Source organism: Paenibacillus terreus (genome assembly GCF_042138595.1).
Taxonomy (GTDB): Bacteria; Bacillota; Bacilli; order Paenibacillales; family Paenibacillaceae; genus Paenibacillus; species Paenibacillus terreus.
Genome location: NZ_JBHIRX010000009.1, coordinates 132481 through 155248 on the forward strand (window position 1 = coordinate 132481; position 22768 = coordinate 155248).

General features: G+C 44.0%; 30 protein-coding genes. 22 read left to right on the forward strand and 8 right to left on the reverse strand.

The features are described from left to right. Window positions 1-28: 28 nt before the first annotated feature. Window positions 29-1201, reverse strand: a complete 1173-nt coding sequence (locus ACE5KN_RS17225) for a DUF4179 domain-containing protein (RefSeq protein ID WP_375526227.1) — start codon at window positions 1199-1201, stop codon at window positions 29-31. Further along, window positions 1164-1766 (reverse strand): RNA polymerase sigma factor, encoded by a 603-nt coding sequence (locus ACE5KN_RS17230; protein ID WP_375526228.1) that lies wholly within the window; start codon window positions 1764-1766, stop codon window positions 1164-1166. Before ACE5KN_RS17230 ends, ACE5KN_RS17225 begins: the two co-directional genes overlap by 38 nt. A 256-nt stretch (window positions 1767-2022) precedes the next feature. On the opposite strand from ACE5KN_RS17230, the gene ACE5KN_RS17235 reads away from it, so the two are divergent. Then, window positions 2023-2478, forward strand: a complete 456-nt coding sequence (locus ACE5KN_RS17235; protein WP_375526229.1) for a GNAT family N-acetyltransferase — start codon at window positions 2023-2025, stop codon at window positions 2476-2478. 213 nt (window positions 2479-2691) lie between these two features. Here ACE5KN_RS17235 and ACE5KN_RS17240 read toward each other — a convergent pair whose 3' ends face one another. Together ACE5KN_RS17240 and ACE5KN_RS17245 are read right to left on the reverse strand one after the other, a co-directional pair. Continuing rightward, window positions 2692-2844: a hypothetical protein gene (locus tag ACE5KN_RS17240; RefSeq protein ID WP_375526230.1), complete on the reverse strand. Its 153-nt coding sequence runs from the start codon at window positions 2842-2844 to the stop codon at window positions 2692-2694. A 33-nt stretch (window positions 2845-2877) separates the two neighbouring features. Then, complete coding sequence (locus ACE5KN_RS17245) at window positions 2878-3042, reverse strand: hypothetical protein (RefSeq protein ID WP_375526231.1); 165 nt, start codon at window positions 3040-3042, stop codon at window positions 2878-2880. Between the two features lie 416 nt (window positions 3043-3458). On the opposite strand from ACE5KN_RS17245, the gene yjcZ reads away from it, so the two are divergent. From yjcZ to ACE5KN_RS17295, 9 genes are all read left to right on the forward strand, one after another. Further along, a complete protein-coding gene (gene yjcZ / locus ACE5KN_RS17250; protein ID WP_375526232.1) occupies window positions 3459-3590 on the forward strand; it encodes a sporulation protein YjcZ in 132 nt (43 codons plus the stop codon). Window positions 3591-3865: 275 nt separating this feature from the next. Next, window positions 3866-4042: a hypothetical protein gene (locus ACE5KN_RS17255; protein ID WP_375533121.1), complete on the forward strand. Its 177-nt coding sequence runs from the start codon at window positions 3866-3868 to the stop codon at window positions 4040-4042. A gap of 142 nt (window positions 4043-4184) precedes the next feature. After that, the gene (locus ACE5KN_RS17260) at window positions 4185-4310 is read left to right on the forward strand and encodes a YjcZ family sporulation protein (protein ID WP_375526234.1); all 126 of its coding nucleotides are present in this window, start codon (window positions 4185-4187) and stop codon (window positions 4308-4310) included. Window positions 4311-5550: 1240 nt separating this feature from the next. Beyond that, a complete protein-coding gene (locus ACE5KN_RS17270; protein ID WP_375526805.1) occupies window positions 5551-5859 on the forward strand; it encodes a DUF6809 family protein in 309 nt (102 codons plus the stop codon). A gap of 466 nt (window positions 5860-6325) precedes the next feature. Continuing rightward, window positions 6326-6643 carry a PTS sugar transporter subunit IIB gene (locus ACE5KN_RS17275; RefSeq protein WP_375526804.1) on the forward strand — a complete coding sequence of 106 codons (318 nt, stop codon included), beginning with the start codon at window positions 6326-6328 and terminating at the stop codon, window positions 6641-6643. After that, a complete protein-coding gene (locus ACE5KN_RS17280) occupies window positions 6636-6968 on the forward strand; it encodes a PTS sugar transporter subunit IIA (protein ID WP_375526803.1) in 333 nt (110 codons plus the stop codon). Before ACE5KN_RS17275 ends, ACE5KN_RS17280 begins: the two co-directional genes overlap by 8 nt. A 280-nt stretch (window positions 6969-7248) precedes the next feature. After that, entirely contained in the window at window positions 7249-8568 is a 1320-nt protein-coding gene (celB, locus tag ACE5KN_RS17285; RefSeq protein ID WP_375526802.1) for a PTS cellobiose transporter subunit IIC, read from the forward strand. Window positions 8569-8623: 55 nt separating this feature from the next. Further along, the gene (gene gmuD, locus ACE5KN_RS17290) at window positions 8624-10048 is read left to right on the forward strand and encodes a 6-phospho-beta-glucosidase GmuD (RefSeq protein WP_375526801.1); all 1425 of its coding nucleotides are present in this window, start codon (window positions 8624-8626) and stop codon (window positions 10046-10048) included. A 154-nt stretch (window positions 10049-10202) separates the two neighbouring features. Further along, on the forward strand, window positions 10203-10913 hold the full coding sequence (locus tag ACE5KN_RS17295) for a GntR family transcriptional regulator (protein WP_375526800.1): 711 nt from the start codon (window positions 10203-10205) through the stop codon (window positions 10911-10913). A 94-nt stretch (window positions 10914-11007) separates the two neighbouring features. On the opposite strand, the gene ACE5KN_RS17300 is transcribed toward ACE5KN_RS17295, so the two are convergent. Beyond that, window positions 11008-11364 (reverse strand): winged helix-turn-helix transcriptional regulator, encoded by a 357-nt coding sequence (locus ACE5KN_RS17300; protein ID WP_375526799.1) that lies wholly within the window; start codon window positions 11362-11364, stop codon window positions 11008-11010. Window positions 11365-11507: 143 nt separating this feature from the next. On the opposite strand from ACE5KN_RS17300, the gene ACE5KN_RS17305 reads away from it, so the two are divergent. From ACE5KN_RS17305 to ACE5KN_RS17345, 9 genes are all read left to right on the forward strand, one after another. Then, a complete protein-coding gene (locus ACE5KN_RS17305; protein ID WP_375526798.1) occupies window positions 11508-11861 on the forward strand; it encodes a DoxX family protein in 354 nt (117 codons plus the stop codon). Window positions 11862-11912: 51 nt separating this feature from the next. Next, the gene (locus ACE5KN_RS17310) at window positions 11913-12149 is read left to right on the forward strand and encodes an SDR family oxidoreductase (protein ID WP_375526816.1); all 237 of its coding nucleotides are present in this window, start codon (window positions 11913-11915) and stop codon (window positions 12147-12149) included. Between the two features lie 407 nt (window positions 12150-12556). Continuing rightward, the gene (locus tag ACE5KN_RS17315) at window positions 12557-12868 is read left to right on the forward strand and encodes a hypothetical protein (RefSeq protein WP_375526797.1); all 312 of its coding nucleotides are present in this window, start codon (window positions 12557-12559) and stop codon (window positions 12866-12868) included. Between the two features lie 72 nt (window positions 12869-12940). After that, window positions 12941-13624, forward strand: a complete 684-nt coding sequence (locus tag ACE5KN_RS17320) for a DUF5819 family protein (protein ID WP_375526796.1) — start codon at window positions 12941-12943, stop codon at window positions 13622-13624. Window positions 13625-13991: 367 nt separating this feature from the next. Next, window positions 13992-14957 (forward strand): DCC1-like thiol-disulfide oxidoreductase family protein, encoded by a 966-nt coding sequence (locus ACE5KN_RS17325; protein WP_375526795.1) that lies wholly within the window; start codon window positions 13992-13994, stop codon window positions 14955-14957. A 10-nt stretch (window positions 14958-14967) separates the two neighbouring features. Further along, window positions 14968-16092: a serine hydrolase gene (locus ACE5KN_RS17330; protein ID WP_375526794.1), complete on the forward strand. Its 1125-nt coding sequence runs from the start codon at window positions 14968-14970 to the stop codon at window positions 16090-16092. Then, entirely contained in the window at window positions 16093-17025 is a 933-nt protein-coding gene (locus tag ACE5KN_RS17335; protein ID WP_375526793.1) for a M23 family metallopeptidase, read from the forward strand. 33 nt (window positions 17026-17058) lie between these two features. Beyond that, entirely contained in the window at window positions 17059-17292 is a 234-nt protein-coding gene (locus ACE5KN_RS17340; RefSeq protein WP_375526792.1) for a hypothetical protein, read from the forward strand. A gap of 186 nt (window positions 17293-17478) precedes the next feature. Further along, a complete protein-coding gene (locus tag ACE5KN_RS17345) occupies window positions 17479-17883 on the forward strand; it encodes an ASCH domain-containing protein (RefSeq protein WP_375526815.1) in 405 nt (134 codons plus the stop codon). A gap of 39 nt (window positions 17884-17922) precedes the next feature. Here ACE5KN_RS17345 and ACE5KN_RS17350 read toward each other — a convergent pair whose 3' ends face one another. After that, a complete protein-coding gene (locus tag ACE5KN_RS17350) occupies window positions 17923-18360 on the reverse strand; it encodes an Rrf2 family transcriptional regulator (protein ID WP_375526791.1) in 438 nt (145 codons plus the stop codon). 185 nt (window positions 18361-18545) lie between these two features. After that, a complete protein-coding gene (locus ACE5KN_RS17355; RefSeq protein ID WP_375526790.1) occupies window positions 18546-19181 on the reverse strand; it encodes an NAD(P)-dependent oxidoreductase in 636 nt (211 codons plus the stop codon). 222 nt (window positions 19182-19403) lie between these two features. Between ACE5KN_RS17355 and hemG the strand changes: the two genes are divergently transcribed. Further along, window positions 19404-20807: a protoporphyrinogen oxidase gene (gene hemG, locus ACE5KN_RS17360; RefSeq protein WP_375526789.1), complete on the forward strand. Its 1404-nt coding sequence runs from the start codon at window positions 19404-19406 to the stop codon at window positions 20805-20807. A 78-nt stretch (window positions 20808-20885) separates the two neighbouring features. Here hemG and ACE5KN_RS17365 read toward each other — a convergent pair whose 3' ends face one another. Next, window positions 20886-21497, reverse strand: coding sequence for a hypothetical protein (locus tag ACE5KN_RS17365; RefSeq protein WP_375526788.1), 612 nt, complete (start codon window positions 21495-21497; stop codon window positions 20886-20888). Between the two features lie 627 nt (window positions 21498-22124). Here ACE5KN_RS17365 and ACE5KN_RS17370 point away from each other — a divergent pair. Continuing rightward, on the forward strand, window positions 22125-22496 hold the full coding sequence (locus tag ACE5KN_RS17370; protein ID WP_375526787.1) for a restriction endonuclease: 372 nt from the start codon (window positions 22125-22127) through the stop codon (window positions 22494-22496). A gap of 120 nt (window positions 22497-22616) precedes the next feature. Continuing rightward, window positions 22617-22709 (forward strand): competence inhibitor ComI, encoded by a 93-nt coding sequence (gene comI / locus ACE5KN_RS17375; RefSeq protein ID WP_007431380.1) that lies wholly within the window; start codon window positions 22617-22619, stop codon window positions 22707-22709. Window positions 22710-22768: the final 59 nt, after the last annotated feature.

Here is a 22768-nt window from a genome sequence, read left to right on the forward strand (position 1 = left end):
GGCCTGTACCCATGCAACGGATTTCCTGTTATTTTACATCCACATTGAATTCCAGCTCGCTGATGTATTCTTTTTCGCTGAATTTGCCGGAAGATTTGTCTTTCTTCAGTACATAAGGCTTGATCGTAATCGATTTCGGCTTCTCTTTAAACGGCGTGAAATTATAATCGAAAACATATTGCCCTTCAATAAAGTTCATATTGTTGCCTGGGAGTTCCTCCAGCCGGTTGCTATTCTCATCATAGATTTCGAATCCAAACAAATGTTTGCCGGCATATAGATCTTCAACTGGAAGTTTGTATTCATCTCCGAGGCTGGCAAGCTCCCCGCTGCCGGTCATGGTCAAACGCGTCGTGATCGGTGTCAATTCCAGCTTGTCCAGAGTAAAGCGGAATCCGTCATGCGATTGAACCGATTCCGGCTTCAATACAAGGCTTTCGGTATTTTTCTTCACCGGAAACGTCAAAACGTAGGGCTGGTCAGAACCGGTTAAGGTCGCTTCAAGCTTCAAATCGAAGGAGTCGCCCAGCGGTTCAGGCCGCAGGATCTTATCTGGATCAGCATTAAGCGGGGCGACAGGAAGCGAGTCGTTGAATTCCAGAATGAGCGTATCCCGGGTATCTCCGTCCTTCATGGTATAGCCCCCATTAAAGTACTTCTCGCCGTTAATATATATATGGATGTCTTTCAGGATGCCTTTGCCGCTGAGGTCCCTGTCACCGTTCTCCATGCTCTCGCCAAGCAGTTTAGCATCTGCTTGACCGTCTCTTTTTAAAGCAACCGATATGCGGGTTCCATCATAGATATAACCGGTGCTTTCGAGAGTCATGTCATTGTGGCTGTCTTTCGCTTGGACAGGCTGATACAATCCGTTGGCTACGCTTGCCTGAAGCCCCGGATCACCATACTGCTGAAAAATGTTGCCGATGAGCGGCACCTGGCTCAGCGCGCTCGCCATGACCGGGGATACGAACCCGCTGCCGAAGACCCCCAAACCCAAGGCTGCGGCTATACCCGAGACAGCCGCCACTCTTTTCATCCGTTTGTTCTTCATGCGATGGCGCTGATTCAATTCTGTTTTTTTACTGTTCATTTGTTTCACAATCCCTTCTCCCAAGTTTAATTCCGGAACTTCCGTATTTTGAATCATATATTCCAGGTTTTCAGTAATCTGCTTTGCTGGATCGGAGATTTGCTTCAATTTTCATTCCTCCCTTATTCCGTGTGTATTGGACTAGTTTGTTGCGGATGCGCTCATATTGTTTCCGTAATGTGGCCGGTTTGCAGTCCATAATCTGACCGATTTCCTCGAAAGTGTACTGCTCCACCGCTTTTAACAGCACAAGATTTCGCTCACTGGGAGTCAGCGGATCCAACATTTCCATTACAGCGGATTCCCTTTCGGAATAGGTGTATAATGCGGCTTCGTTTTGATATCTGTCCACAATTCGTTGAACTCGTTTTTTCTTTTTCAGCACATTCATGCTGTGATTGTAGGCAATTTTGTACAGCCATGCCGAAAATGAAGCATCCCCGCGGTAGCGGCCTATATTATGATAGGCACGGATAAAAATGTCCTGAAGCGCGTCCTTGGTCTCCTCACGATCCCTAATCAGATAATAGCAATAGATATACAGCTCTCTTTCGAAGTGGCGGGTGATCTCTATAAACGCTTCCTGTGAACCCGCTTGCGCCTGGCGGGCCCATTCATCAACCATAGCTCTTCGCTCTGCCCTGTTTATCGAAGACGCTGTTTTATTATCCAATCTCTCACCCCCTGTGTTTTAACTTCGCCTATATGACCACCATTTCTTTACGATTTGTGACATGAAAATAAAAAAAAGATGCAGGTTATTAGAATGTCTCTCCCAGCCCGACAGCGGAAAAGGACGGCGATACCATGTTCCAACGGCAAGTCGTCAAGCGCCGATTTTTCAGCTTGAGCATGAATAATTTCTATATTCATTTGACGGATAACATGATATGATGCTGAATTAAATACAGCCCTAGGGAGTGACTTCATTGGATATTATAAAGGATGATTTAAGCGGACCTGACATTATCGCGTTAATTGGGGAGCATCTGCAGGACATGCATCTGACCTCTCCGCCCGAGAGCGTTCATGCCCTGGATCTTGACGGCTTGAAGAAGCCGGAGGTTACCTTTTGGAGCGTCTGGGAAGAGAATCAATTGCTTGGCTGCGGGGCGCTGAAGAAGCTTGACCCGCTTCACGGAGAGGTAAAGTCCATGCGTACCGCTGCACGGCATTTACGCAAAGGGGTTGCCAGACAAATGCTTGCCCACATTATCGAGGAATCCAAGGGACGGGGATATGAGCGGATCAGCCTGGAAACCGGCTCCATGGAGGCCTTCGCACCGGCCAGAAAACTGTACGAAAGCTTCGGCTTCGAGTACTGTGGGCCATTTGCGGATTACATAGAAGACCCGAACAGCGTATTTATGACCAAAACATTGTAAGAACTTCCGTGAACGAACCGTTCCTCAATCGTATTGCCCTCCGAAACTGTAATGATTTCACCGAAATATCAAAAGAAGATCGAGGACAGGAGCAAACTCCTTGTTCTCGATCTTCTGTCATTTAAGTCTGACGTACTATGGTAGTTCTCGTATTTGGAGGCTGATGGTTGGCATTTGACAACTGCTTATTTGAACAGCTCCTCCCCAGGAATATTAACTTGGTCTGACATCCGTTCTGACCACACCAATATCCGAAGCATTGATGGCAATCGGGTTCCCGCCTTGTCCTGTCCGCGCCGAAGAGGTTTGTCTGACGTCCACGGAAATTCTTTTTTTCTTTACACCTGTTCGTTTCGTCTTGGGCAATTTTATCACCTCCCATCCCCCGAAACAGGGAAATTACCGCTTACCCTTGGCATTCTTGTAAATTTTCAAATTCACAGCATTACTGGCCAGGACATTCCCGTTATCGGCATGGGCTGTGGCAGATTGGAAAATGTTGATCACAATATAATTGTTTTTGCCGACCTTATACGTATAGGTTTTCACATCTGATTTGAGCATGCGCCTTCTCCCCCCAATTCAGAAAAGCGAAGTGTAACCCATCAGGCCGTCAACCTGTGGCGGGTTACTTCCTTTTATTCTCGATATAGGTCAACAGCGCAAGCACGAAAGCCGAAGGGCTCTCACTACGAGGGTCCTTTTTGTTGTGGTGAGGGTTGCACATCAGCTTTCTGTAACCATTTCGAGGAGGGAGTTATTATTCTGGCTACAGAAGCGAATCAGCAGTACAATCGGGAGGTTTCGCTTACTTGGAGAAGATGGTATCGTATCCTGCATGTCGCTGAAGCTAAGGGAACAGCAAAGAAGAATGCATGTGGACCGCTGGTCGATTCAATCTTAATTGCCGAAATGCCCTGTTCGGGGGGGATTCTGTGCATACATTGAAAATGTACTAAAGCATAAGGAGGTAATTGAGAATGGGTGCAGTTGGTGGAGCTTATGGAGGAGGAAGTTGTGGAGGCCTAGGTTTAGGCTTGGGGACTTCCACAGCAGCTATTCTGGTGTTGTTCATTCTTCTCGTAATTATTTCAAGAGCGTTCTGGTTATAAACCATGCTGGAAATAAACGAAGTAATGTATCTAAATGAAGCATAATAATTAAACTTCCAAGTAGAAATTTAGGCAAGAGTTGCACTAGCTGAAATAAACACTGTGGGTTGTATCCCAGTGTTTATTTCCTTTTGCAGGAATTATTGATATGGGTTTTTAGGACATGCCCCTAACAAGTGAATTTGGATATCCAAACTCAGTGCATACAAAAACACGAGACAGCAATCCTGTATCAAAAATACTTCACCTGCCGAGAAAAAGCGGCGCGCAGCGGGATGGTAGGATTAACTTTTTATCTGGTCAGCAGAGATACCGGCCTTTTAGTTGTGCTGAAGGTTCCAATCGATTTTCAAATGGTTACCCTTTTATTCCTGAAGGCGATCATTACGAGCAACTGGTTACTAACCCCCGTGGCACAGAGACGGCCGCACGGCTCCGAAGCATCTGCTTGATCTGCTTGAGAGACTGAAATCATCAGCTCATCGACTTGGCTGGGCGAGGTGTTTGTTCAAATCATAATTGCCATTATGCCCTGTCTAAGGGGAATTCTGTGCATACATTGAGATGTACTACAAAACAAGGAGGTAATTGTGAATGGGAGCAGTTGGTGGAGCATATGGAGTAGGAAGTTGTGGAGGTTTGGGCTTTGGTACTTCCACAGCAGCTATTCTGGTGTTGTTCATTCTCCTCGTAATTATTTCAAAAGCATTCTGGTTATAAACCATGCTCGAAATGAGTGAAGTAATGTATCTTTCTGAACATAATAATTAAACATCCAAGTAAAATTTAAAGGCCGTACTTGCGAAATAAACACTGTGGATTGTATCACAGTGTTTATTTCGTATGGCGTCAACAACTCATGACTCAAGTCACGAGCTTGTCTCTGCCTACTTCGTAGACAGTGCTTGCGCTTCGCACAAGCCTTTTAGACTTATTCCTAACCGGTAGCGCAAACGCACCTTATCGTGCTCCTACCTTAGCGTGTTGGAACATCAGGACGGCTGACTTCGCCCCTGCAACAAGAGGTATACTCATGTTGCACTGTACCCCATGTACTTCATTCCTTTGCGGTACAGGTATGGTGATTGTTAAAGCCATAGTGATAGATAGGGTTTGTTTCAACGAGTGCCTTGGTTACTTGGTGATGGACATCCAGCAACTAACGGTTTTCTCTTGAACTATCTTTTCACTTGAATTCAGTATAGCATGGATCAAGTGATCCATGGTTAAATTTTCATGACGGAAGGGGGAAGCATGGAGATTTCGGCTTGCGGCCTACCGATGGTAGCCCTTATGCCGAGCGCAATTCCTCACACGGCTAAAGTCGAGTGTGTCCATGCGCGGTTATGAATTATCGATACTCAAATTTATTCTAAATCCCTTTATTCAACAGAATTAATATAGCAGTACAAGCATTCCACATGCTGTATGTTCGCCGAAGAAATATGGGCCTTAGAGGCATGCCCGTAACAAACAAATTTGGATATCCCAATTCAGTGCTTGCAACAATACGAGACAGAAGTCTCATGTCAAAAATACTTCACCTGCCGAGAAAAAAGCTGCGAGCAGTGGAATCATAGGATTGACTTTTCGTCCTGACAACAATATATTATTGTCAGGACGAAAAGTGGGGTGAAACAATGTCCTCCAGGAAGATGGGGCGTCCTCCATCTGACAATCCCAAAAGTGAAAAGATTGAGATACGTGTCAATCAGGAAATTATGAGCAAGCTCGATGCTGCTGCTAGGAAGCTGAACACGACACGTTCAGATATCGTGCGCAAAGGGATTGAGAAGGTGTATGACGAGCTCCAAAAATAAAGAAGGAAGCAGCGCGAATCCCAAGAAGAACAGCGCTACTTCCTATCCCGCAATCGCTTGAATAAGCAGACTGCATAAATATCCTACCATGTGCAGGAATCTCATTCAAGCGATGCGATGACATTAACGGGAGGATGAATATGAAATCGATTCTGGAAGCCCTATACCGTGGACAGCTTCATCCCGATGAGGCAATTGTACCGTCTCATCCTGAATATCGCGTCCTAAGCCAACAAGTGGCGGCACAAGCAGAACAATGGCGGAACCGATTGGGTGAGGAAGTGTTTCGTGAGCTTGAGGAATATTTTGACCTGTGCGACAGCGTGAACAGCATGCATGTTGAAGCTGCTTTTCTGCATGGATTCAGGATTGGGGCCAACTTGATGATCGAGGTCACGGGTAAACGCGAGGAGCTGGTTACGAATGCGGCTTCGGGCTTGTCATTATGATGAAAATAGCGACACATTGACAGTTATAGATTGCAGATGGGGCAACATGCCGTTTAAACTGCTTCGAGATAGCAAATGCGCTTAAAATACATGTAACATCGTGTTTTCGCGAGATAGTGGACATAATCAGCAACTTGCATCTGGGGAAGCATTGGGCGAACACAAGCTTTTTAGGTCACCGCACGAGAAGAGGGGTGGCAGTTAAAAGCTGAGAGTCGTCTGACGCTTCCCCTTTCTTTTTTTCGAGGACCCCTGTAGAATCCAACAACCGATTTGCAGGAGTATTTGGCTTTCCGCAATATGAATGATCACATGGATCAGTGCGAACATAAAAATTCGCAATTTAGACAAAAGTATATACAAATATTTTTAATGTCTAGACAAATAAAAAAGATGGGTTTATAATTTCCCCTGTAAACGTTTTCTGCTAATTCATATTTTAAGCTTGAAAGGATGGAGAACCATTATGAAGAGAATTTTGCTTGCGTGCAGCTCCGGTATGTCTACAAGCATGCTGGTTACCAAAATGCAGGAGCATGCCAAGTCGATCGGAGATGAGGCTGAAATCTGGGCTGTTGGTCAAGATCAGGCGTCTGAAGAATTGGCGAAGGCCGATGCGGTACTGATTGGCCCCCAAATGAGCTTTCTGAAAGGCCAGCTGGAGAAAGAGGCTGCTCAATATGGCATTCATGTAGAAGTTATAGACATGATGGCCTATGGAATGGTTGACGGCAAGAAGGCTTATGAACAGGCTTTGAAGTTGGTGGAACGCAAAAATGGATAAGGTGAATATTGCCGATTTAACGGAGGAGCAAATCAGCTTCCAGCTTATTTTTCATAGTGGAAGTGCCCGGAGTAAAGTCATTCAGGCTCTGACCGAATATCGCAATGGGAACGTGGAGGGCGCGGATGAACTGCTCAAGCAAGCGAAGCAGGATTTACGGGCTGCACATGACATCCATTTTCAGATGGTCAAGAAGGAAGCCGAAGGAAATCCAACGTCTTTGACACTGCTGCTGATGCATGCGGAGGATCACCTGATGTCCACGGTCACCATGAAGGATCTGGTCCATGAGCTGTTGGAACTGTTTAAATCGAGGAATTTATAAGCCGATCTTTGAAACGGCTTACATGAAAGCGTGAGCTGATTTTCACTGAGATGGCTTCTTGAGGATTCATTTCAATGCTGACACCTATTTGGATGCAAAAAAAGCGTCTCCTTGTCCGGGTCCTGAACAAGGACCCTATCACTGGGGAGTGAATTTAGGAGAGCGCTTATTACCGAGTATAGTCAATTGCAGCAGCAGAATCAAATCCTCACTAAAAGCCAAGCGTTTGGTGCCGGTGCTTAAGAGAAAGGCAAATTAGTTTCGGTGGGAGGAATAGGAGTTGTTTGAGAAATTAAGCCAGATATTAATACCTATTGCCGGTAGATTGAACAATAACCGTTATCTTTCTGTGCTGCGGGATGCGTTTATGCTGTCATTTCCGTTAACCGTGTTTGGATCGATTATCGTCGTTATTATCAATCTCCCGTTCTTGAATGATTGGATGGGGGCAGACAACCTGGCGAGACTGCAGGAGCTGCTGAACATTGCGCCCAATGCAACCCTCAATATAATGACCGTGTTCGTCGTGGTCGGGATTGGATATTATCTATCGCGAAGCTATAAGGTAGAGCCCATATTTGGCGGCATGATTGCGCTGGCATGCTTCCTGATGCTCACCCCGTTCATATTGACTCAGGATGGCGGGACTACCATTGCGGATGTTATTCCGAAGGAGCGTCTTGGGGCCAAGGGCATGTTCCTCGGGATGATTGTGGCATTTATTGCGGGTGAAATTTACCGTAAGGTCACACAGCGAAATATTGTTATTAAAATGCCTCCAGGTGTTCCGCCGGCAGTAGCCAAGTCGTTTGCAGCCTTGCTGCCTGCATGTATCACCCTGGGCATATTCCTGATCATTAACGTGATTGTTAATGTGACGTTCCACAACAACTTGCATGATTTGATTTACAAGGCGGTTCAGGCTCCGCTGGTACATTTGGGCAGCGGCATTGTTCCTACATTAATAGCTATATTCCTGATCCAGATTCTGTGGTTCTTTGGGCTTCATGGTCAAATTATTGTGAACTCGGTGATGGACCCCATTTGGAATACGCTGTCGCTTGAGAACTATGAAGCGTACTCGCAAGGTGCGGAAATGCCGCATATTATCACAAAGCAATTCATTGACATTTATACCGTAGGCATCGGGGGGACAGGGATGACCCTGACGGTGGTGCTCACGATTCTGTTCTTCCTGAAGAGCAAGCAGTTGAAGCAGGTCAGCAAGCTGGCTGTTGGACCAGGCCTCTTCAATGTTAACGAGCCTGTCATTTTCGGTCTGCCGATTGTTATGAATCCGCTTATTATTGTCCCATGGGTTCTTGCACCAATGGTTGTCACCTTAATTACCTATTTTGCCATGTATACAGGGATTGTTCCGCCACCGAATGGTATACAGGTTCCTTGGACCATGCCACTGTTCTTTAGCGGCATGATGGGAACGGGCTCCCTGAGAGGGGGATTATTGCAGCTGTTCAACATGGCCGTCGTGTTTGTCATCTGGTTCCCGTTCCTGAAATTTATTGACCGGATGAATGTTCGTAAAGAGCAGGAAGAGGAAATTAGCGCTTCCGCCAAAGAGCAAACGGTTGGAATGTAACACACAGGGACAGCACAGCTTGATAGATGCGGCACATAGCGAAAGGAGAAGGACAATGAATCATACTGAAGCAAAAGAGACGGTGCAGAAAGAAATGAAATATCCGTTTCCAACCGATTTCTGGTGGGGCTCCTCGGCCTCCGCTACACAGACCGAAGGTACGGTGGAGGGAGACGGGAAAGGCCCGAATATTTGGGACTACTGGTTTGAACAAGAGCCTAACCGTTTTTATGACGGAGTAGGTCCTGCCAAGACCTCCGGATTCTATACCCGCTATAAAGAAGATATCGCACTCATGAAGGAAATGGGGCACAATTCATTTCGTTTCTCCATTTCCTGGTCACGCCTGATTCCGGCGGGGACGGGGGCGGTAAACCAGAAAGCCGTTGAATTTTATAATGCGGTCATTGATGAGTTAAGGCGGGCCGGTATTGAGCCGTTCGTGAATTTGTATCATTTTGATTTGCCGATGGCATTGCAGGAGCATGGGGGCTGGGTGAATCGGGAGACGGTTGAGGCTTATGTCAAGTATGCCAATATCTGCTTTGAGCTCTTCGGTGATCGTGTAGCCAAATGGTTCACCCACAACGAGCCTATCGTTCCCGTGGAAGGCGGTTATCTGTATGATTTCCATTATCCGAATGAACTGGATTTTGGCAAAGCTGTTCAGGTGGCGTATCATACCCTGTTATCAAGCGCAAGCGCGATTCAATCCTACCGGGAGAAAGGTTATAACGGTAAAATCGGAATCATTCTGAATCTGACTCCGACCTATCCGCGCAGCCAGCATCCGGCAGACCTTCGTGCGGCTGAGATCTGTGATGCATATTTCAACCGCTCTTTTTTGGACCCGTCTGTGACTGGGGAATTCAACCCTGTACTCGTAGAGCTGCTGACCAAAGATGGATATTTGCCATCCATGCTGGACGGGGATCGGGAGATTATACGCCAGGGTACCGTTGATTTATTGGGGATAAACTATTATCAGCCGCGCAGGGTCAAGGCAAGAGAAAGCTTGCCCAATCCGGATGCCCCATTTGTGCCTGAGCATTATTTCGACTATTATGTCATGCCTGGCCGGAAGATGAATGAGATGCGGGGCTGGGAGATTTACGAGAAAGGCATTTATGACATCCTGACGAATGTACGGCTGAATTACGGCAACATTGAATGCTTTATTTCTGAAAATGGTATGGGTGTACAAGGGGAAGAAAAGTTCAGGAATGAGCAGGGCATGATTTGTGACAGCTATCGCATAGATTTTATTCGCGAGCATTTAAAATGGGTGCAGCGTGCGATTTCAGAGGGCTCTAATGTGAAGGGTTATCATCTGTGGACCTTCATGGATAACTGGTCCTGGACGAATGCTTATAAAAACCGCTATGGCTTTGTGTCTGTGGATCTTGCGAATGATGGGCAAAGATCCATTAAACAAAGCGGATACTGGTTCAAACAGGTGATTGAACAAAACGGATTTTAAGATGGTCCTTTGGGCCATCTTTTTTTAAAACTGGAGTTTGCATACAACGGGTTGGGTTTGTGCCAAACGCAAATTTGTTTCCAAATCGAGTGTATTGTTTTGTATACTTACAACTAATCCCGTACAACAATATCGAATACAGGTGATCATAAAGATGAATAAATATGAACGAATTGCCCGAGAGGTCAAAGAGCGGATCATGAATAAAACCTATAGCAGTGATGAGCCTATACCTGACGAAATTTCACTGGCCAGTGAGTTTCAGGTGAGCCGGATGACCATGAAGAAGGCTTTGGATACGCTGGTCAGCGAGGGGCTGTTGATTCGCAAAAGAGGACACGGAACCTTTATCGTCAAGTCAGCCTACAATTCTCCTGTAAACGTAGTTGTGAATGAAATGCTCGGATTGACCAATCTGCTTCACGGGAAGGAAATCAAAAATAAGATTATTGCTTTTGATGTTCAGTTTCCCACGGAGGAAGTGGCCAGTCAATTATTTATTGATCCTAAATCTCCTGTATATCATATTATTCGTCTGCGTATCGTGGAAGGCGAGCCTTATGTGATGGAAAAAACGTACATGCCTGTCAACCTGATTAGCGGTCTTACGGAAGAAATCCTTTACGGTTCTATATACAAACATATCAAAGAGGAATTAGGCCTTAATATTGTCGGTTCACACCGTACCATTCGCGCGTCCAAATCCACAAAAATGGATCAGGAGCACCTGATCTGTGCGGCGGATGATCCCATATTGGAGATTGAGCAGGTGGGTTTTCTGGATACGGGTATCCCCTTTGAATACTCCTTCTCACGTCATCGATACGATAAATTTGTATTTACTACAATGAACCGGATGCGTTAAGGCTGAAACTCCCTGCCTCCCTGCCTTGAGGAGTTCTCCCCCTTGGGGAGACTCCTGTCATAAACTCGCTGAACCGGCTTCTTAACCTCTATAATTACCTGCTGCCCTTCTCCTTCAGGCGATTTTCCCCGTACAGCTCATTTAAATGCTCGATATGTGATACTCCCCAGTCATTCATGGCCTTAAGGACAGTATGCATGCCTCGGCCGTACTCCGTAATGGAATACTCCACCTTTGGTGGCACCTGCTGATACACCTCGCGGTGAACGATATCGTGATACTCCAATTCCCTTAATTGCTGGGTAAGCATTTTTTTGGTGATGTCCGGGATTGCTTTTTGCAGCTCACTGAATCTCATCGTGCCATGTTCAAAAAGGCGAAGCAGAATCACTGGCTTCCATTTCCCCACCAAAATGTCCAACGCCGTTTCGAATTTACAATAAGTCTCCATAAAAAACCTCCAAATCCGCAACCTGCTTAAGGTTACTTTTTTCATACTATGTTTAGTTAAAGTAACTACTTCCAAGTAGAATTTCTATGGTTTATTATGCACCTTAGCAGTCGAGGGACACAAGAGAGGGGAGTTGGCAGTTAATGAATATTGCTTTATGGATTGTGCAGGGGCTTCTGGCATTCGGATTTATTTATTCCGGTTGGATGAAGGCGTTTCAGCCTGAGAAGGCAAAAGTGTCCTGGCATTGGGTAAACGATGTTCCAAAAGGGCTTGTTTCCTTTATTGGAATCGTGGAGCTGCTTGGGGTGCTTGGTTTGATTTTGCCGCAGGCGTTGAATATTGCGCCTATATTGACGCCGCTTGCGGCAGCTGGACTTGCCGTAGTCGTTCTTCTCGGAGCCCTGTTCCATGTACAGCGTAAGGAATACCGGGACATTGGTGTGAACATCGTGTTCCTGGTGTTAGCCTTGATTGTTGCGATTGGCCGTTTTTAAGCTGCTTTTGGAGTCGTTTGATAAGTCCTGGTCGAATTATGAAATGGCCCTATCGACACAGGCATCCTGGATAGATCGATGCCGAAGGAAGCTGCAGAACAGACCAAGGCACAGATGAGCCAGGAGAACCCAATGCTGCGTTTCGGTGACCCCCTTGAGGTTGCCAAAGCAGTCACATTCCTTGCATTCGACGCTACTTACACCACCGGGGCCGAACTTCCTGTAGACGGAGGGCTCTCAGATCTAAGCTCATGTCCGGGCCCGCAGTCTGCTAAATATCCTATATAAGCTATCAAAAAAGCTTATTTTGCTGGTATCAGAAATGCATTCGACAGTAACGGCGAGGACTTAAAGCAATAAGTGATAACACATAAGTTAAAGGAGTGTCCCGAAAGGTCTTCTGATGACCTGGGGCACTGCTTTTGCATGTTGTAAAACGCGCAGAGTAATAATTAATAAATGGATTGCAAATATTCATTTTTTTCTTTTTGACATAAAGAAATATAATCTAAAAAAAATGGAAGGTGGTGGTCTAATTTGCATGAATAACAATAAATGAATGAAAAAGATGATTTGCTAATGAATTTTACTTTTCGAATCCTTCTACATCAGCACTCTATCAGTCTACAAGTGAATGATTAGCGTCTATTAAAGAAAAGTACTAGAAAAATACTTTTTTACTGGAGGAAATGGAAATGAAAAAAAAGTTAACAATTCTTAGTCTGGTTGTAGCCATCACAACTTTCTCTACAGTAAGTTTAGGTGCTTCTTACGCTTCTGATTATAAGGTTTCCGACGAAAAAGCTCCTTTAATTAGCCAAAGTGCAAGCGCTTCCGTTGAGCCTCAGGCGTTAGCTTCTCTTGCTCGTAAAGCTGTGGTATACGGGAAAGCGGCTTGGGAAGCCAATAAGGATGCATTGAGGGAAGTTACCCGCAATGGCAGTCTTTTGGGTACAGGTGTCTCGAGCAGTGATGTAGAGAATGTAGACGTGATTTTTGATAAATAGTTAATAAGAATGGGAGGGATAGCAATTCTTAAATTTCTCCCTCCCTGTTGATTTTAAGAGAGGTGCTGTTCAATGAAGCAAAGAAGGGAAGCTTTCATTTTAAATATTGCTGTGTTGTCTCTGTCGCTATTCTTGGTGGTACATTTTTTCTTTGTCGTTCTGCATGTCGGCCCTCTTAACCCGGTATCGGTCTCATTTAAGTCAGTAACAGATGGCTATGTCGGGCGTTTTTTTCAGCAGAACTGGCATCTGTTTGCTCCTGAACCTATGACTCAGAATCTAAAATTATATGTGCGAGTGAAATATAAGAAGCAGGACAGCGCAAAAACAGTTATGAGCAATTGGCATGATGTGACTGAACCTATGATTAAGACCAACCAGGGCACCCTATTTTCCCCCTATAATCGAATGCTCAGAATTGGAAGCGGATATATACATCAATTGTATATAGGGGGGAAAGATGATCTTACATACAAATTGATGGACAAAATATCTGAAGAAGAGAAGGATAGTAAAGAAATAAATGCATCATTGGAAAATGATTCAAAGGAGGTAGAGGGAATTATATACCGCTATGCTTCAGCCTTTGCCAAAAGAGAGTTTTCCGAAGTGGAGTTGACTGAAGTTCAGTTTATGACTTCAGTATCGGATGCTATTCCCTATTCAAAGCGAGGGGATTCTCTTTTTAAAGTGAAAGAAACCAATGTGGTATATGATTGGAAAGGAGTTGTAAAGGATGTTGTTAAATTACCGTAAATTTCTTATGACTGAGCGCTTCCTTATTGGAGCAAGTCTTCTTAGAATTTGTATCGGCCTCATATTACTTTACAATTACTTCATCCACTATAAACAAAGGCATTTTTTTTGGCATGAATCAGGAATTAATATCTATTCTGCGGAGTACAAATCACTAACATGGTCTTTATACAACTTGAATTCTTCAGTTCTATTTTTCGATTGTATCTATCACATCGGAATTATAATTACAATTTTTTATTTGATTGGATATAAAGGCCGTCTTTTTTCAATTCTGGCTTATCTTTTTTTTTATTCACTGTATGTTCGTTCTTTTCATATAACTGACGGAGGGGACAATCTGCTCGTCGTGAACATGTTCTTTCTTATGTTTACCAATAATACTGCCTATTTCTCTTTTGATTCTATGCTGAAGAGCTCGGATAGAGAAGAATCAAAGGAGTCGTTACATTATAAGTTATCCGTAATCATCCACAACTTTGCAGTGCTTATTTGTGTTATACAGTTATGCGTTGTCTATTTCTTTTCGGGTATATACCAGCTTATGGGTGAGATGTGGCAGAATGGTACCGCGCTCTATTACATATCCCAAGTCAGAGAGTTTAGTAGGCCTGTTTTGGGTTATATAGTGAATCATTTTATTGGACTCACTATTTTAATTACTTATTTATCTATACTTATAAAAATAGCATTTCCCTTTGCTGTGATTAACAAAAGGCTTAAACCGTTTATAATCATGGCCATGATCTTGTTTCATGCGGGAATTGGTATAGGCATGGGCTTGTTGACCTTTTCATTGATTATGATTGTGATGGAATTGTTAATGTTTACAGATAGGGAATATAAAAAAATATACGCAATCATGAAAAAACGTTTGAGAACATTATCAATGACAATTCGAAGAAAAACAAGAAAATGGGGATACGCAAATCTACACAATATGAAGATCATCATTTTTTATGACGGTTGGTGTCCTGTTTGTACAAGTATTAAAGACAAGCTGCACAAGATGGATTATTTCAGGATGTTATGTCTCGTTAGTTTCAGGGATTCTTCTTTGGTTCAAGCCTATAGATTGGATTACTCCGAACTGGAACGAAGAATGCATAGTGTTTCAATAAACGAGTCGCATAAAGTCCAACGAGGAATTGATGCCGTCTTACAAATCAGCACCAGAATACCACAGTTGTGGCTCATAGCTCCTTTTATATTTTTATTTAGATTTATAGGTATAGGCGGTTATATGTATGATTTTCTGGCTTCTAAAAGAATGGTCATTCCTGTTGGAAACTGCGATGACTTGTGTGAGCTTCATCCTAGCCGTGCCGACTAAGGGGTAAGACATGAAAATACTTCTATTTATAGTGGCTACAATACTTATCTTTGTTGTTATTTTTATTATTTTTTTCTTGATTGCGAAACGTCAGAATCGTATGAAAACGGAAAAAGATGTTCTTGCCTTTTTGCTTGACAATCCGGATAAAGCTTCTTTGTATATGATCAAAAATGGTATGGAGAAAATCAGTTACAACGCAGAAGCTAAAATGCCGCTAGCCAGTACTGTAAAACTGATCATCGCTATTGAGTTTGCCCGTCAGCTAGCAGCAAATATATTGGACGAAAACGAACTTGTCTCTTTAGAAGAATTGAATAAATTTTATATTCCCGGGTCTGACGGTAATGCTCATAAAAACTGGCTCGAGTGGCTTCAAACTGCTCATAAAGTGATACAAGGGAAGACGACGTTATTTGAAATTGCTCGTGGCATGTTAACCCACAGTTCCAATGCCAATACTGAATTTTTAATTGAAAAATTAGGTTTGGATCAGATTAATGAGAATGTAATCAAGCTGTCCCTTTCCTCACATGATCCAATTTTCCCCTTTTCATCTGCTGGATTAATGTCTTCTTATATTCAAGAAAGGGACAAAACAGATTTTAAGGAGTCGGTAAAAAAAATAAACAAAATGAGCTACGAGGAATACATGGAAGCAGCTGTTGAAATTCACAGTATATTAAACAGTGACATTGGATTGAGCAATATTCAGAAATGGAACACGAAACAGAACTATGCTCGAAAGCTTCAAGTGCTGGAATCAAGAAAACTTCCCCGATCAACAACCAAAGAATATGCTCATATTATGAAACTGATACACAAGGAAGAATTGGTCCCTTCTGCAATCAATTCGTATCTGAAGCCGCTAGTGGAGCGGCAAGTTGATCATTCCAATTTAAAAGAGTTTGGGAATAAGGGGGGGTCTACCATTTCCGTTCTTACGGAGGCTTTTTACTGTACGGATCGGGAAGGAAACGATATTCAATTGGCTTTGTTTATTCAAGAAGAATCAGGTATAGATTATATTTGGCTCAAGCATAAGCTGGATTTGTTTTTTTACAAGCTATTAACGGATGTGACATTTCAAGAAGAGGTAAGTGGTAAACTAACAAATGATAAGGAAAGAAATTGAATGTTCTATTATGTTGTGAAAATGCTAATCGTGCCGCTTATCCTTTATTGGATTATAGCTTACTTTCCATTTAAAAGTCGTATCTCGTGGTATATTCACGCTTTCTTTACAAGTGCATATACCTTTATGATTTTATTCATAAATGATTGGACAGAGATCAGCTATTATTTGCGTCCAGTATGCATCTTATTGTTTGTATGTTCCTTATTACGCAAAATGATTTTTTTGCGTTCTATTAAACCTGGGCGTTTAAATAAAACAACAAAAATATTTATTGCTCTTTATGGTTTACTGGCGATGTACCAATGCCTAATAAGTATATTAATTATCATCACGTATATGGAATCTGTTCCAAAACAAAAGGAGGCAGTCGATTTAATGTTTCCTCTGAAGGGAGGGCTCTACGAAGTGGTCAATGGTGGGATGAATTCATCAATGAATTATCACTTTTCGTATCGTTCCCTGAAGTATGCGGTGGATATAACTAAACTTACCCCTCTAGGCTCACGCAAAGAACGATTCGGGACTATGGATCCTTTGACGTCTTATCCTGTATATAATGATTCAGTATACAGCCCGGTTGATGGCAGAATTGTTGAGGTGATGGATGGAATAGATGATAATGTGCCGAACGTTCTGGGTGGAAATGCCGCCAATATGGTTATCATCAATTATAAGGATTATGATATTTTGCTGCTGCACTTAAAGAAAAATAGTCTGTTAGTCAAGAAAGATGACTTTGTCAGAGCCGGACAAGAATTAGCGAAAGTAGGGAATTCAGGTTACAGTAGTGAGCCTCATCTTCATATTCATGCTATAAGACATGACAATTCAAGTGATTATTTCAATGGTACTTCGGTACCTATCACTTTTCATGGTATTTATTTAAAGAGGAATGATTTACTGCTTGATCAAACGCTTATTTTTCGTTGAAATATGATTCCTGTTAGAAAGGCGGTTTAAGAATTGTTTTTCAAACTTTCTTTTTTCTGGAGCACACTGTTGCGCGTTGTGGCTTTTGCAGCAGGCTTAGCTAATCCTTATTTTAATACACCATGGAAAATTGGCGTATTTATCTTGGTTTGTATCACCGGTATTTTGGATTCGGATTCAGAGGGGCGACCCAAATGGCTAAATGTCTCGGTTGCTTTTATTTTGGGTCTGCTTGTTAGCTACATCATATACCCTATTATTAAATAGATATTGTATATCTCAAGAAGCTCAAGAGCTTTGTTGCCTAAAAATATAATAGTGAATTAGTTCCTATTATTTGTTATGCTTTAAAATGGATTAGGGAATATATGCACTGTAACCAAGGAAAAGGTCACAGATTTTTCAAAAGACTTGATAGTCTTTTTACAAAAGGAAGGGATTATGATGTCATCGATTCCAATACAGCCATTCAAAATGGTCTTTGGATGGGAGAATGATAACGGCATTGGAGAAATGCTGATTCAGCAAATCATTAAAGGAGAGAAGACGGCCACCTGTGCTCCCAAATCGGAATATTCTCCCGAGGAGCTGCAGCAGACCTATGAGCCGGTCGGGCATATTGTCACGTTGTATGATAAACATGACCAGCCGCGATGTAATGTAAAAATGATTGAAGTGTTTGAAACGACGTTTGGCAATCCGGATCCGCGGCTTGTGCGCGGAGAAGGGAACGGCGACAATACCGCGCAATTTCAGGCGGACCATCGGCTGGCATGGCAGAATTTGACCGAGGCTGGTATGGAGCTGAACGATAATACGGTCCTGATTGTAGAATTGTTCGAGCTAGTACAAGCTTGATAAAAAATATAACGCTCCTCTCCGTTAGGAGATGGAGCGTTATTTGGTGTGGGCCTCTTCCTTGGCCGATATATCATACACAACTTCGCTCAGCTTCACATGTCGAAGTTCCTCTTCCATCGCTCTCTGCACGCTGGAGAACACGGGTACGATCGAGGACTGAATATTGCGTCCGACAGGGCAATCCGGATTCGGCGATTCATGCACGGAGAAGAGCGCATCTTCCTCCACGACATTGACCGCGCGGTACACGTCGAGCAGGGTGATGTCGTCTATGCTGTGCAGCAGCTTTGCTCCGGCGACACCCGCTTTGACTTCAACGAGCCCGGCCTTGTGCAGCATGCCGATGATGCGGCGGATGACCACCGGGTTGGTGTTCACGCTGCTGGCTATAAATTCGGATGTATTTACGCCCGTTTTATTGTACTCCAACAGGGAGAGAATATGGATGGCTACGGCAAACCGGGTACTGATCATAGCTTACAGCTTCCTTTCGTGAAAAATAATGCAGTATGGCTATTTTACCATAGTTTTGGGTCCCATATAGCACCTATATTTATCCTTGGCGGGAAGAAAAAGCCCTCTTCATACGCGGAACCCGGGCAGAACGAACCGTGTCCCGGAAAAGGGCTTGCTGCCTTATATAGAGTTTAATTGCTATTTCACTTCTTTTCTCCCACTACGGCAAAGCGTTCATTCACATGATTGGCCTGCTCAGCCTCATCCACGACGGCAAGGGCAAAGTCCGCATAGCTGATGTAGCTATCGCCATTCGCGTTGAAGAACAGGTTGTCCTGGCCCGTCTGGTATGCTCCCGTTCTTGCGCCTTTGGCGTCAAAGAACGCCGCGGGGCTGATAAAGGTCCATTGAATGCCGTTTGAGTTTTGCAGATCCTGCAGATTTTGTCCCTGGTTGGAAGCTGTAGGGAGAAATTGTTTTGGAAAATCCGGCGTATCCATCAAACGTACGGTTTTGGCTTCATCCACATACAGGCTGCCCGCTCCCCCGACAACGATCAGGCGGGTTTGCGGTACTCCTTTCAGAGCGCTGATCAGTGCGCGGCCTGCTTCCACATGCAGATGCTCCTGGCCTGGAGGCGCTCCGAACGCATTGACGACGACATCAAAAGCTTGCAGATCGTCTGCTGTCAGGCTGAAAACATCCTTTTCAAGGACTGCCATATCACTTACCTTCGAAGCGTCCCTGACGATGGCCGTCACTTCATGACCTCTGTCCACCGCTTCTTTAACGATCAGGCTTCCGGCTTTGCCGCTGGCTCCAATTACTGCAATTTTCATTTTGTTATCCTCCCGGGATTTGAATGGTTTGACTCATCACTCGTGTAACATATTTATGTAACTATAATAGTTACAAGTTATGAGCATGTCAACAGCATGTCCTGAAGAGCCGGTGAATTTTGTTGGTGAGTATTCACGATAATGATTTTTGTATCAAAAACGTGTGTGAAGCTTGTGTTATACTGTTTGGTAGACTAATTTCTCATATTGAGGTGCTCACATTTGAAAACTGTCGTGGTGATAGGTGGCGGAATTACAGGCCTGACGGCCATGTATACTTTGCAAAAGGCCATGAAGGAGCAGAATCTGCAGCTGAAGCTTGTCCTTGTGGAAGCGGACGAGACGCTTGGCGGCAAAATCAGAACGGTTCGCCAGGACGGTTTTATTATGGAGACCGGTGCGGATTCCATTGTGGCCCGTAAAAATGACCCCGAGTTGATGGAAGAGCTGGGACTGGCCGGGGAGATTGTATACAATGCAACAGGCAGATCATTTATTTATTCGGACGGAGGTCTGAAAAAGATCCCCGCGGACGCGGTGTTCGGCATCCCCGTCAATCTGCAGGCGCTGGCTGAAAGCGAGCTGATCTCGGCGGAAGGCAAGGTGGCCGCGCTCAAGGATTATTACACTCCGAATGAGACGTTCACGGAGAATGACTCGCTGGGGGCTTTTCTGGAGCATTTTCTGGGCGAGGAGCTTGTGCGCAAGCAGATTTCGCCGGTCATCTCCGGTGTATATTCAGGCGAGCTGGACAATCTGACGATTGCATCGACCTTTCCTTTCCTCCTGGAATACAAAAATAAATACGGCAGCATCATGAAGGGACTTGGCGAGAACAGAGACAGGTTCCTGCGAGGGGATGGACGAAAGTTTATTTCCTTCCATCATGGGGTTTCCGACCTGATCGACAGGCTGGAGTCCCGGATGAGTGATGTGGAAATTTTGAAGGGCACACAGGCCTTGAACGTAACGAAAACCGGTGAGCGTTATACGGTGGTTTTGGCGGGCGGGCGGACTTTGGAAGCGGACTTTGTCGTTCTGAGCACAGTGCATACCTCCGCGCAATCGCTGCTGCAGGATGAAGCGCTGAACGGTGATTTCGACAGGTTGAGCAGCCGGTCGCTGATCAGCGTGTATCTCGGTTATGATGTCCCGGATGAGCGACTGCCGGAGGACGGAACCGGCTTTATTGCCGCTCAGGGCAGCGGTCTCGTGTGTGATGCCAGCACCTGGACAAGCCGCAAATGGGAGCATACCTCCGCACAGCAGCGGCTCCTGATCCGGATGTTCTACAAGAGCTCCAATCCGCATTTTGACAGGCTGCAGCAGATGCCGGAGGAAGAGCTGATGAGCGTTGCCGTCAGTGATGTAGAGAAAAGCATCGGCATTACGAACAGTCCTGTGACCTGCGAGGTAACAAAATGGCGGGATTCCATCCCGAATTACCATCTCGGGCATCCGGACATTGTCCGGTCGCTGGAGAGCAAGCTGGCCGCAAGCCATCCCGGCGTCATTCTCGCGGGCTGCTCCTATTACGGAGTCGGCATTCCGGACTGTATAACAAACGGGATGAAGACGGGGCAAAAAATTGTAGAGGCATTAGCGGCTGATGCCGGGAGTAAATAATAGTACCTATGAAAAAACAAAAGAACCGGGTGCACCGGTTCTTTTTCGTCAGCATTAGATCTTGGACGAAGCAAGCTCCTATTCAAATCTGGCCTCATACTGATACAGATCTGCTTCAGCCTGATCAAGCAGCTTTTTGCCTGCCGCATTTTTGGCATTGGATTGATAATACATAGACCAGTTGATTTTCGATTTGGATACCGCCTTTTTGTAGAGCATCATATCTTCGAGCTGCAGGTAAGCCCCGCGGATAAGCTTTTGGTGAATCGATGCAAGCTCCGGGTTGGAAGGTTGAATTTGTTTAAGTCCTGAAACATATTTGGTGTAGTTAGGAATAACCGTGTTGTTCAGGACAAGAAAGATCTGTTTGCGGGTAGCGTTGGTAAGTTGGGGCGCATTGTTATACCCGTCTATCGCTTTATCTTCATAAATATAGAGCTGGTCCAACTGATCCCAATAGTCCAAGTACTCCAAGTACTCCTGCACAAGCTCAGGATCAAGATCCTCGTACGATCCCTCTTGGTCGACCGTTTCATCTGTGGGGGCCGTTTCTTCCCCGGATACGGTGTTCGTACTGGTTGACTCTGTGGTGTTGTTAACTGCTTCAGCTGCCGATGATATGGCAGGGAACACCAGGGAGCTTGACAGCATGATCGTCAAAGCTGCCAATACAATTGCAGTTTTCTTCATTTAACAATCTTCCCCTTTTTCTCTGTAGATGTTTCAAGTGCACTTAGGAACTCTAACACGCGAATGGTGAAACTCCCAGTCATAAAAATGTGTAAAATCCAAAACAAGGAATTTATTTAAAAAATTGATTCCAATGTGCTATTTTCGGCTTCGGCAATGTTGCTTGAACGCGCAAAGAGTAAGAGGATGATGTAGTAAAGTAATTGGGTAAATTAAGGTAAGTCAGGTGAAGATCAGCATACTCTATCAGGAAGAAAAAACGATCGGTGTACGGCGACAACAAATGACCCAACCTAAGATATGAGGTATTTAAGGTTGGGTCACGTCGTGAATACAAGGACGATATCTGAAACCAGTGCAACACAAAGAATGATACTAGAGGATTAAACTAATCATCTGCAGGAATAGGACCATTTTTCTTCTCGTAGTCATGAATATGCTGCTCAATTAGATATTCAATTTGCATAGCAATGGAACGTTTATTTTTGTCTGCAATAAATTTTATTTTTTGAAAGTTCGTATCCTCTAATCGTAAAGTAAAGACTCTTTTATTGTTGCCACAATTGTCTCTCCTTTTAGGTGATATCACTATATCATCACTGAGAAATCACCAAGAATACATTCATATTGTACCAAATTGATATTATCGCAGAATTTATGGCACTATCTGTAGGCTTTAAAGTTATTGTTGAATGTAAGCGTTATACGAGACCAGTGGAACGTGAGAAAATTGTGGTTTTAGCTGACAAGGTACGAAGCTTAGGTGCATACAAAGGGATACTAATTTCTACATCTGGTTTTCAAAGTGGAGCATCAGAATATGCAAGTCAGCATGGAATTACTCTATTGCAAATATTCGATAAGTATGTTATGCATATTCAAGCCTCCAACAATCTCCAAAAAGATCATATACTGATGGAATTTATTAAACAGTCTCTTAAATTTTACGCCTACCAATGGAACACTAGGCTGAATGATTTTCCTGACAAACAGATATAAGGATCAAGAAAAGAAAGTACAAGAAAGTAGATGAGAACACTTGTGCGCAGATTTAGACACAGGTAAAATATAGATACAATTGAATCTTGGGTGGGTATCCCTTCGAAAGGAGGTGAGACCATGGAAGTGAAAGATGCGATGACTCTGATGCTGTTATTTGGAACATTTATTCTTGCACTTTTAACATATATCAATAACAACAAGAGAAAGTAAAAACCCACCCAAAGGTTGACCGCCGAAGGTGGGTTTTTAATCCTGGAGCTTAGAAGGGA

Coding starts and splice junctions, on each gene's coding strand:
- ACE5KN_RS17300 (WP_375526799.1), bottom strand. CDS start 11,364: ATGGAGACTTATTGTAAATTCGAAACGGCGTTGGACATTTTGGTGGGG.
- ACE5KN_RS17305 (WP_375526798.1), top strand. CDS start 11,508: ATGAATATTGCTTTATGGATTGTGCAGGGGCTTCTGGCATTCGGATTT.
- ACE5KN_RS17295 (WP_375526800.1), top strand. CDS start 10,203: ATGAATAAATATGAACGAATTGCCCGAGAGGTCAAAGAGCGGATCATG.
- ACE5KN_RS17320 (WP_375526796.1), top strand. CDS start 12,941: ATGAAGCAAAGAAGGGAAGCTTTCATTTTAAATATTGCTGTGTTGTCT.
- ACE5KN_RS17275 (WP_375526804.1), top strand. CDS start 6,326: ATGAAGAGAATTTTGCTTGCGTGCAGCTCCGGTATGTCTACAAGCATG.
- ACE5KN_RS17260 (WP_375526234.1), top strand. CDS start 4,185: ATGGGAGCAGTTGGTGGAGCATATGGAGTAGGAAGTTGTGGAGGTTTG.
- ACE5KN_RS17255 (WP_375533121.1), top strand. CDS start 3,866: ATGGTAGGATTAACTTTTTATCTGGTCAGCAGAGATACCGGCCTTTTA.
- ACE5KN_RS17245 (WP_375526231.1), bottom strand. CDS start 3,042: ATGCTCAAATCAGATGTGAAAACCTATACGTATAAGGTCGGCAAAAAC.
- ACE5KN_RS17350 (WP_375526791.1), bottom strand. CDS start 18,360: ATGATCAGTACCCGGTTTGCCGTAGCCATCCATATTCTCTCCCTGTTG.
- ACE5KN_RS17270 (WP_375526805.1), top strand. CDS start 5,551: ATGAAATCGATTCTGGAAGCCCTATACCGTGGACAGCTTCATCCCGAT.
- ACE5KN_RS17365 (WP_375526788.1), bottom strand. CDS start 21,497: ATGAAGAAAACTGCAATTGTATTGGCAGCTTTGACGATCATGCTGTCA.
- ACE5KN_RS17335 (WP_375526793.1), top strand. CDS start 16,093: ATGTTCTATTATGTTGTGAAAATGCTAATCGTGCCGCTTATCCTTTAT.
- comI (WP_007431380.1), top strand. CDS start 22,617: ATGGAAGTGAAAGATGCGATGACTCTGATGCTGTTATTTGGAACATTT.
- gmuD (WP_375526801.1), top strand. CDS start 8,624: ATGAATCATACTGAAGCAAAAGAGACGGTGCAGAAAGAAATGAAATAT.
- ACE5KN_RS17355 (WP_375526790.1), bottom strand. CDS start 19,181: ATGAAAATTGCAGTAATTGGAGCCAGCGGCAAAGCCGGAAGCCTGATC.
- ACE5KN_RS17330 (WP_375526794.1), top strand. CDS start 14,968: ATGAAAATACTTCTATTTATAGTGGCTACAATACTTATCTTTGTTGTT.
- ACE5KN_RS17280 (WP_375526803.1), top strand. CDS start 6,636: ATGGATAAGGTGAATATTGCCGATTTAACGGAGGAGCAAATCAGCTTC.
- ACE5KN_RS17315 (WP_375526797.1), top strand. CDS start 12,557: ATGAAAAAAAAGTTAACAATTCTTAGTCTGGTTGTAGCCATCACAACT.
- yjcZ (WP_375526232.1), top strand. CDS start 3,459: ATGGGTGCAGTTGGTGGAGCTTATGGAGGAGGAAGTTGTGGAGGCCTA.
- ACE5KN_RS17325 (WP_375526795.1), top strand. CDS start 13,992: ATGTTTACCAATAATACTGCCTATTTCTCTTTTGATTCTATGCTGAAG.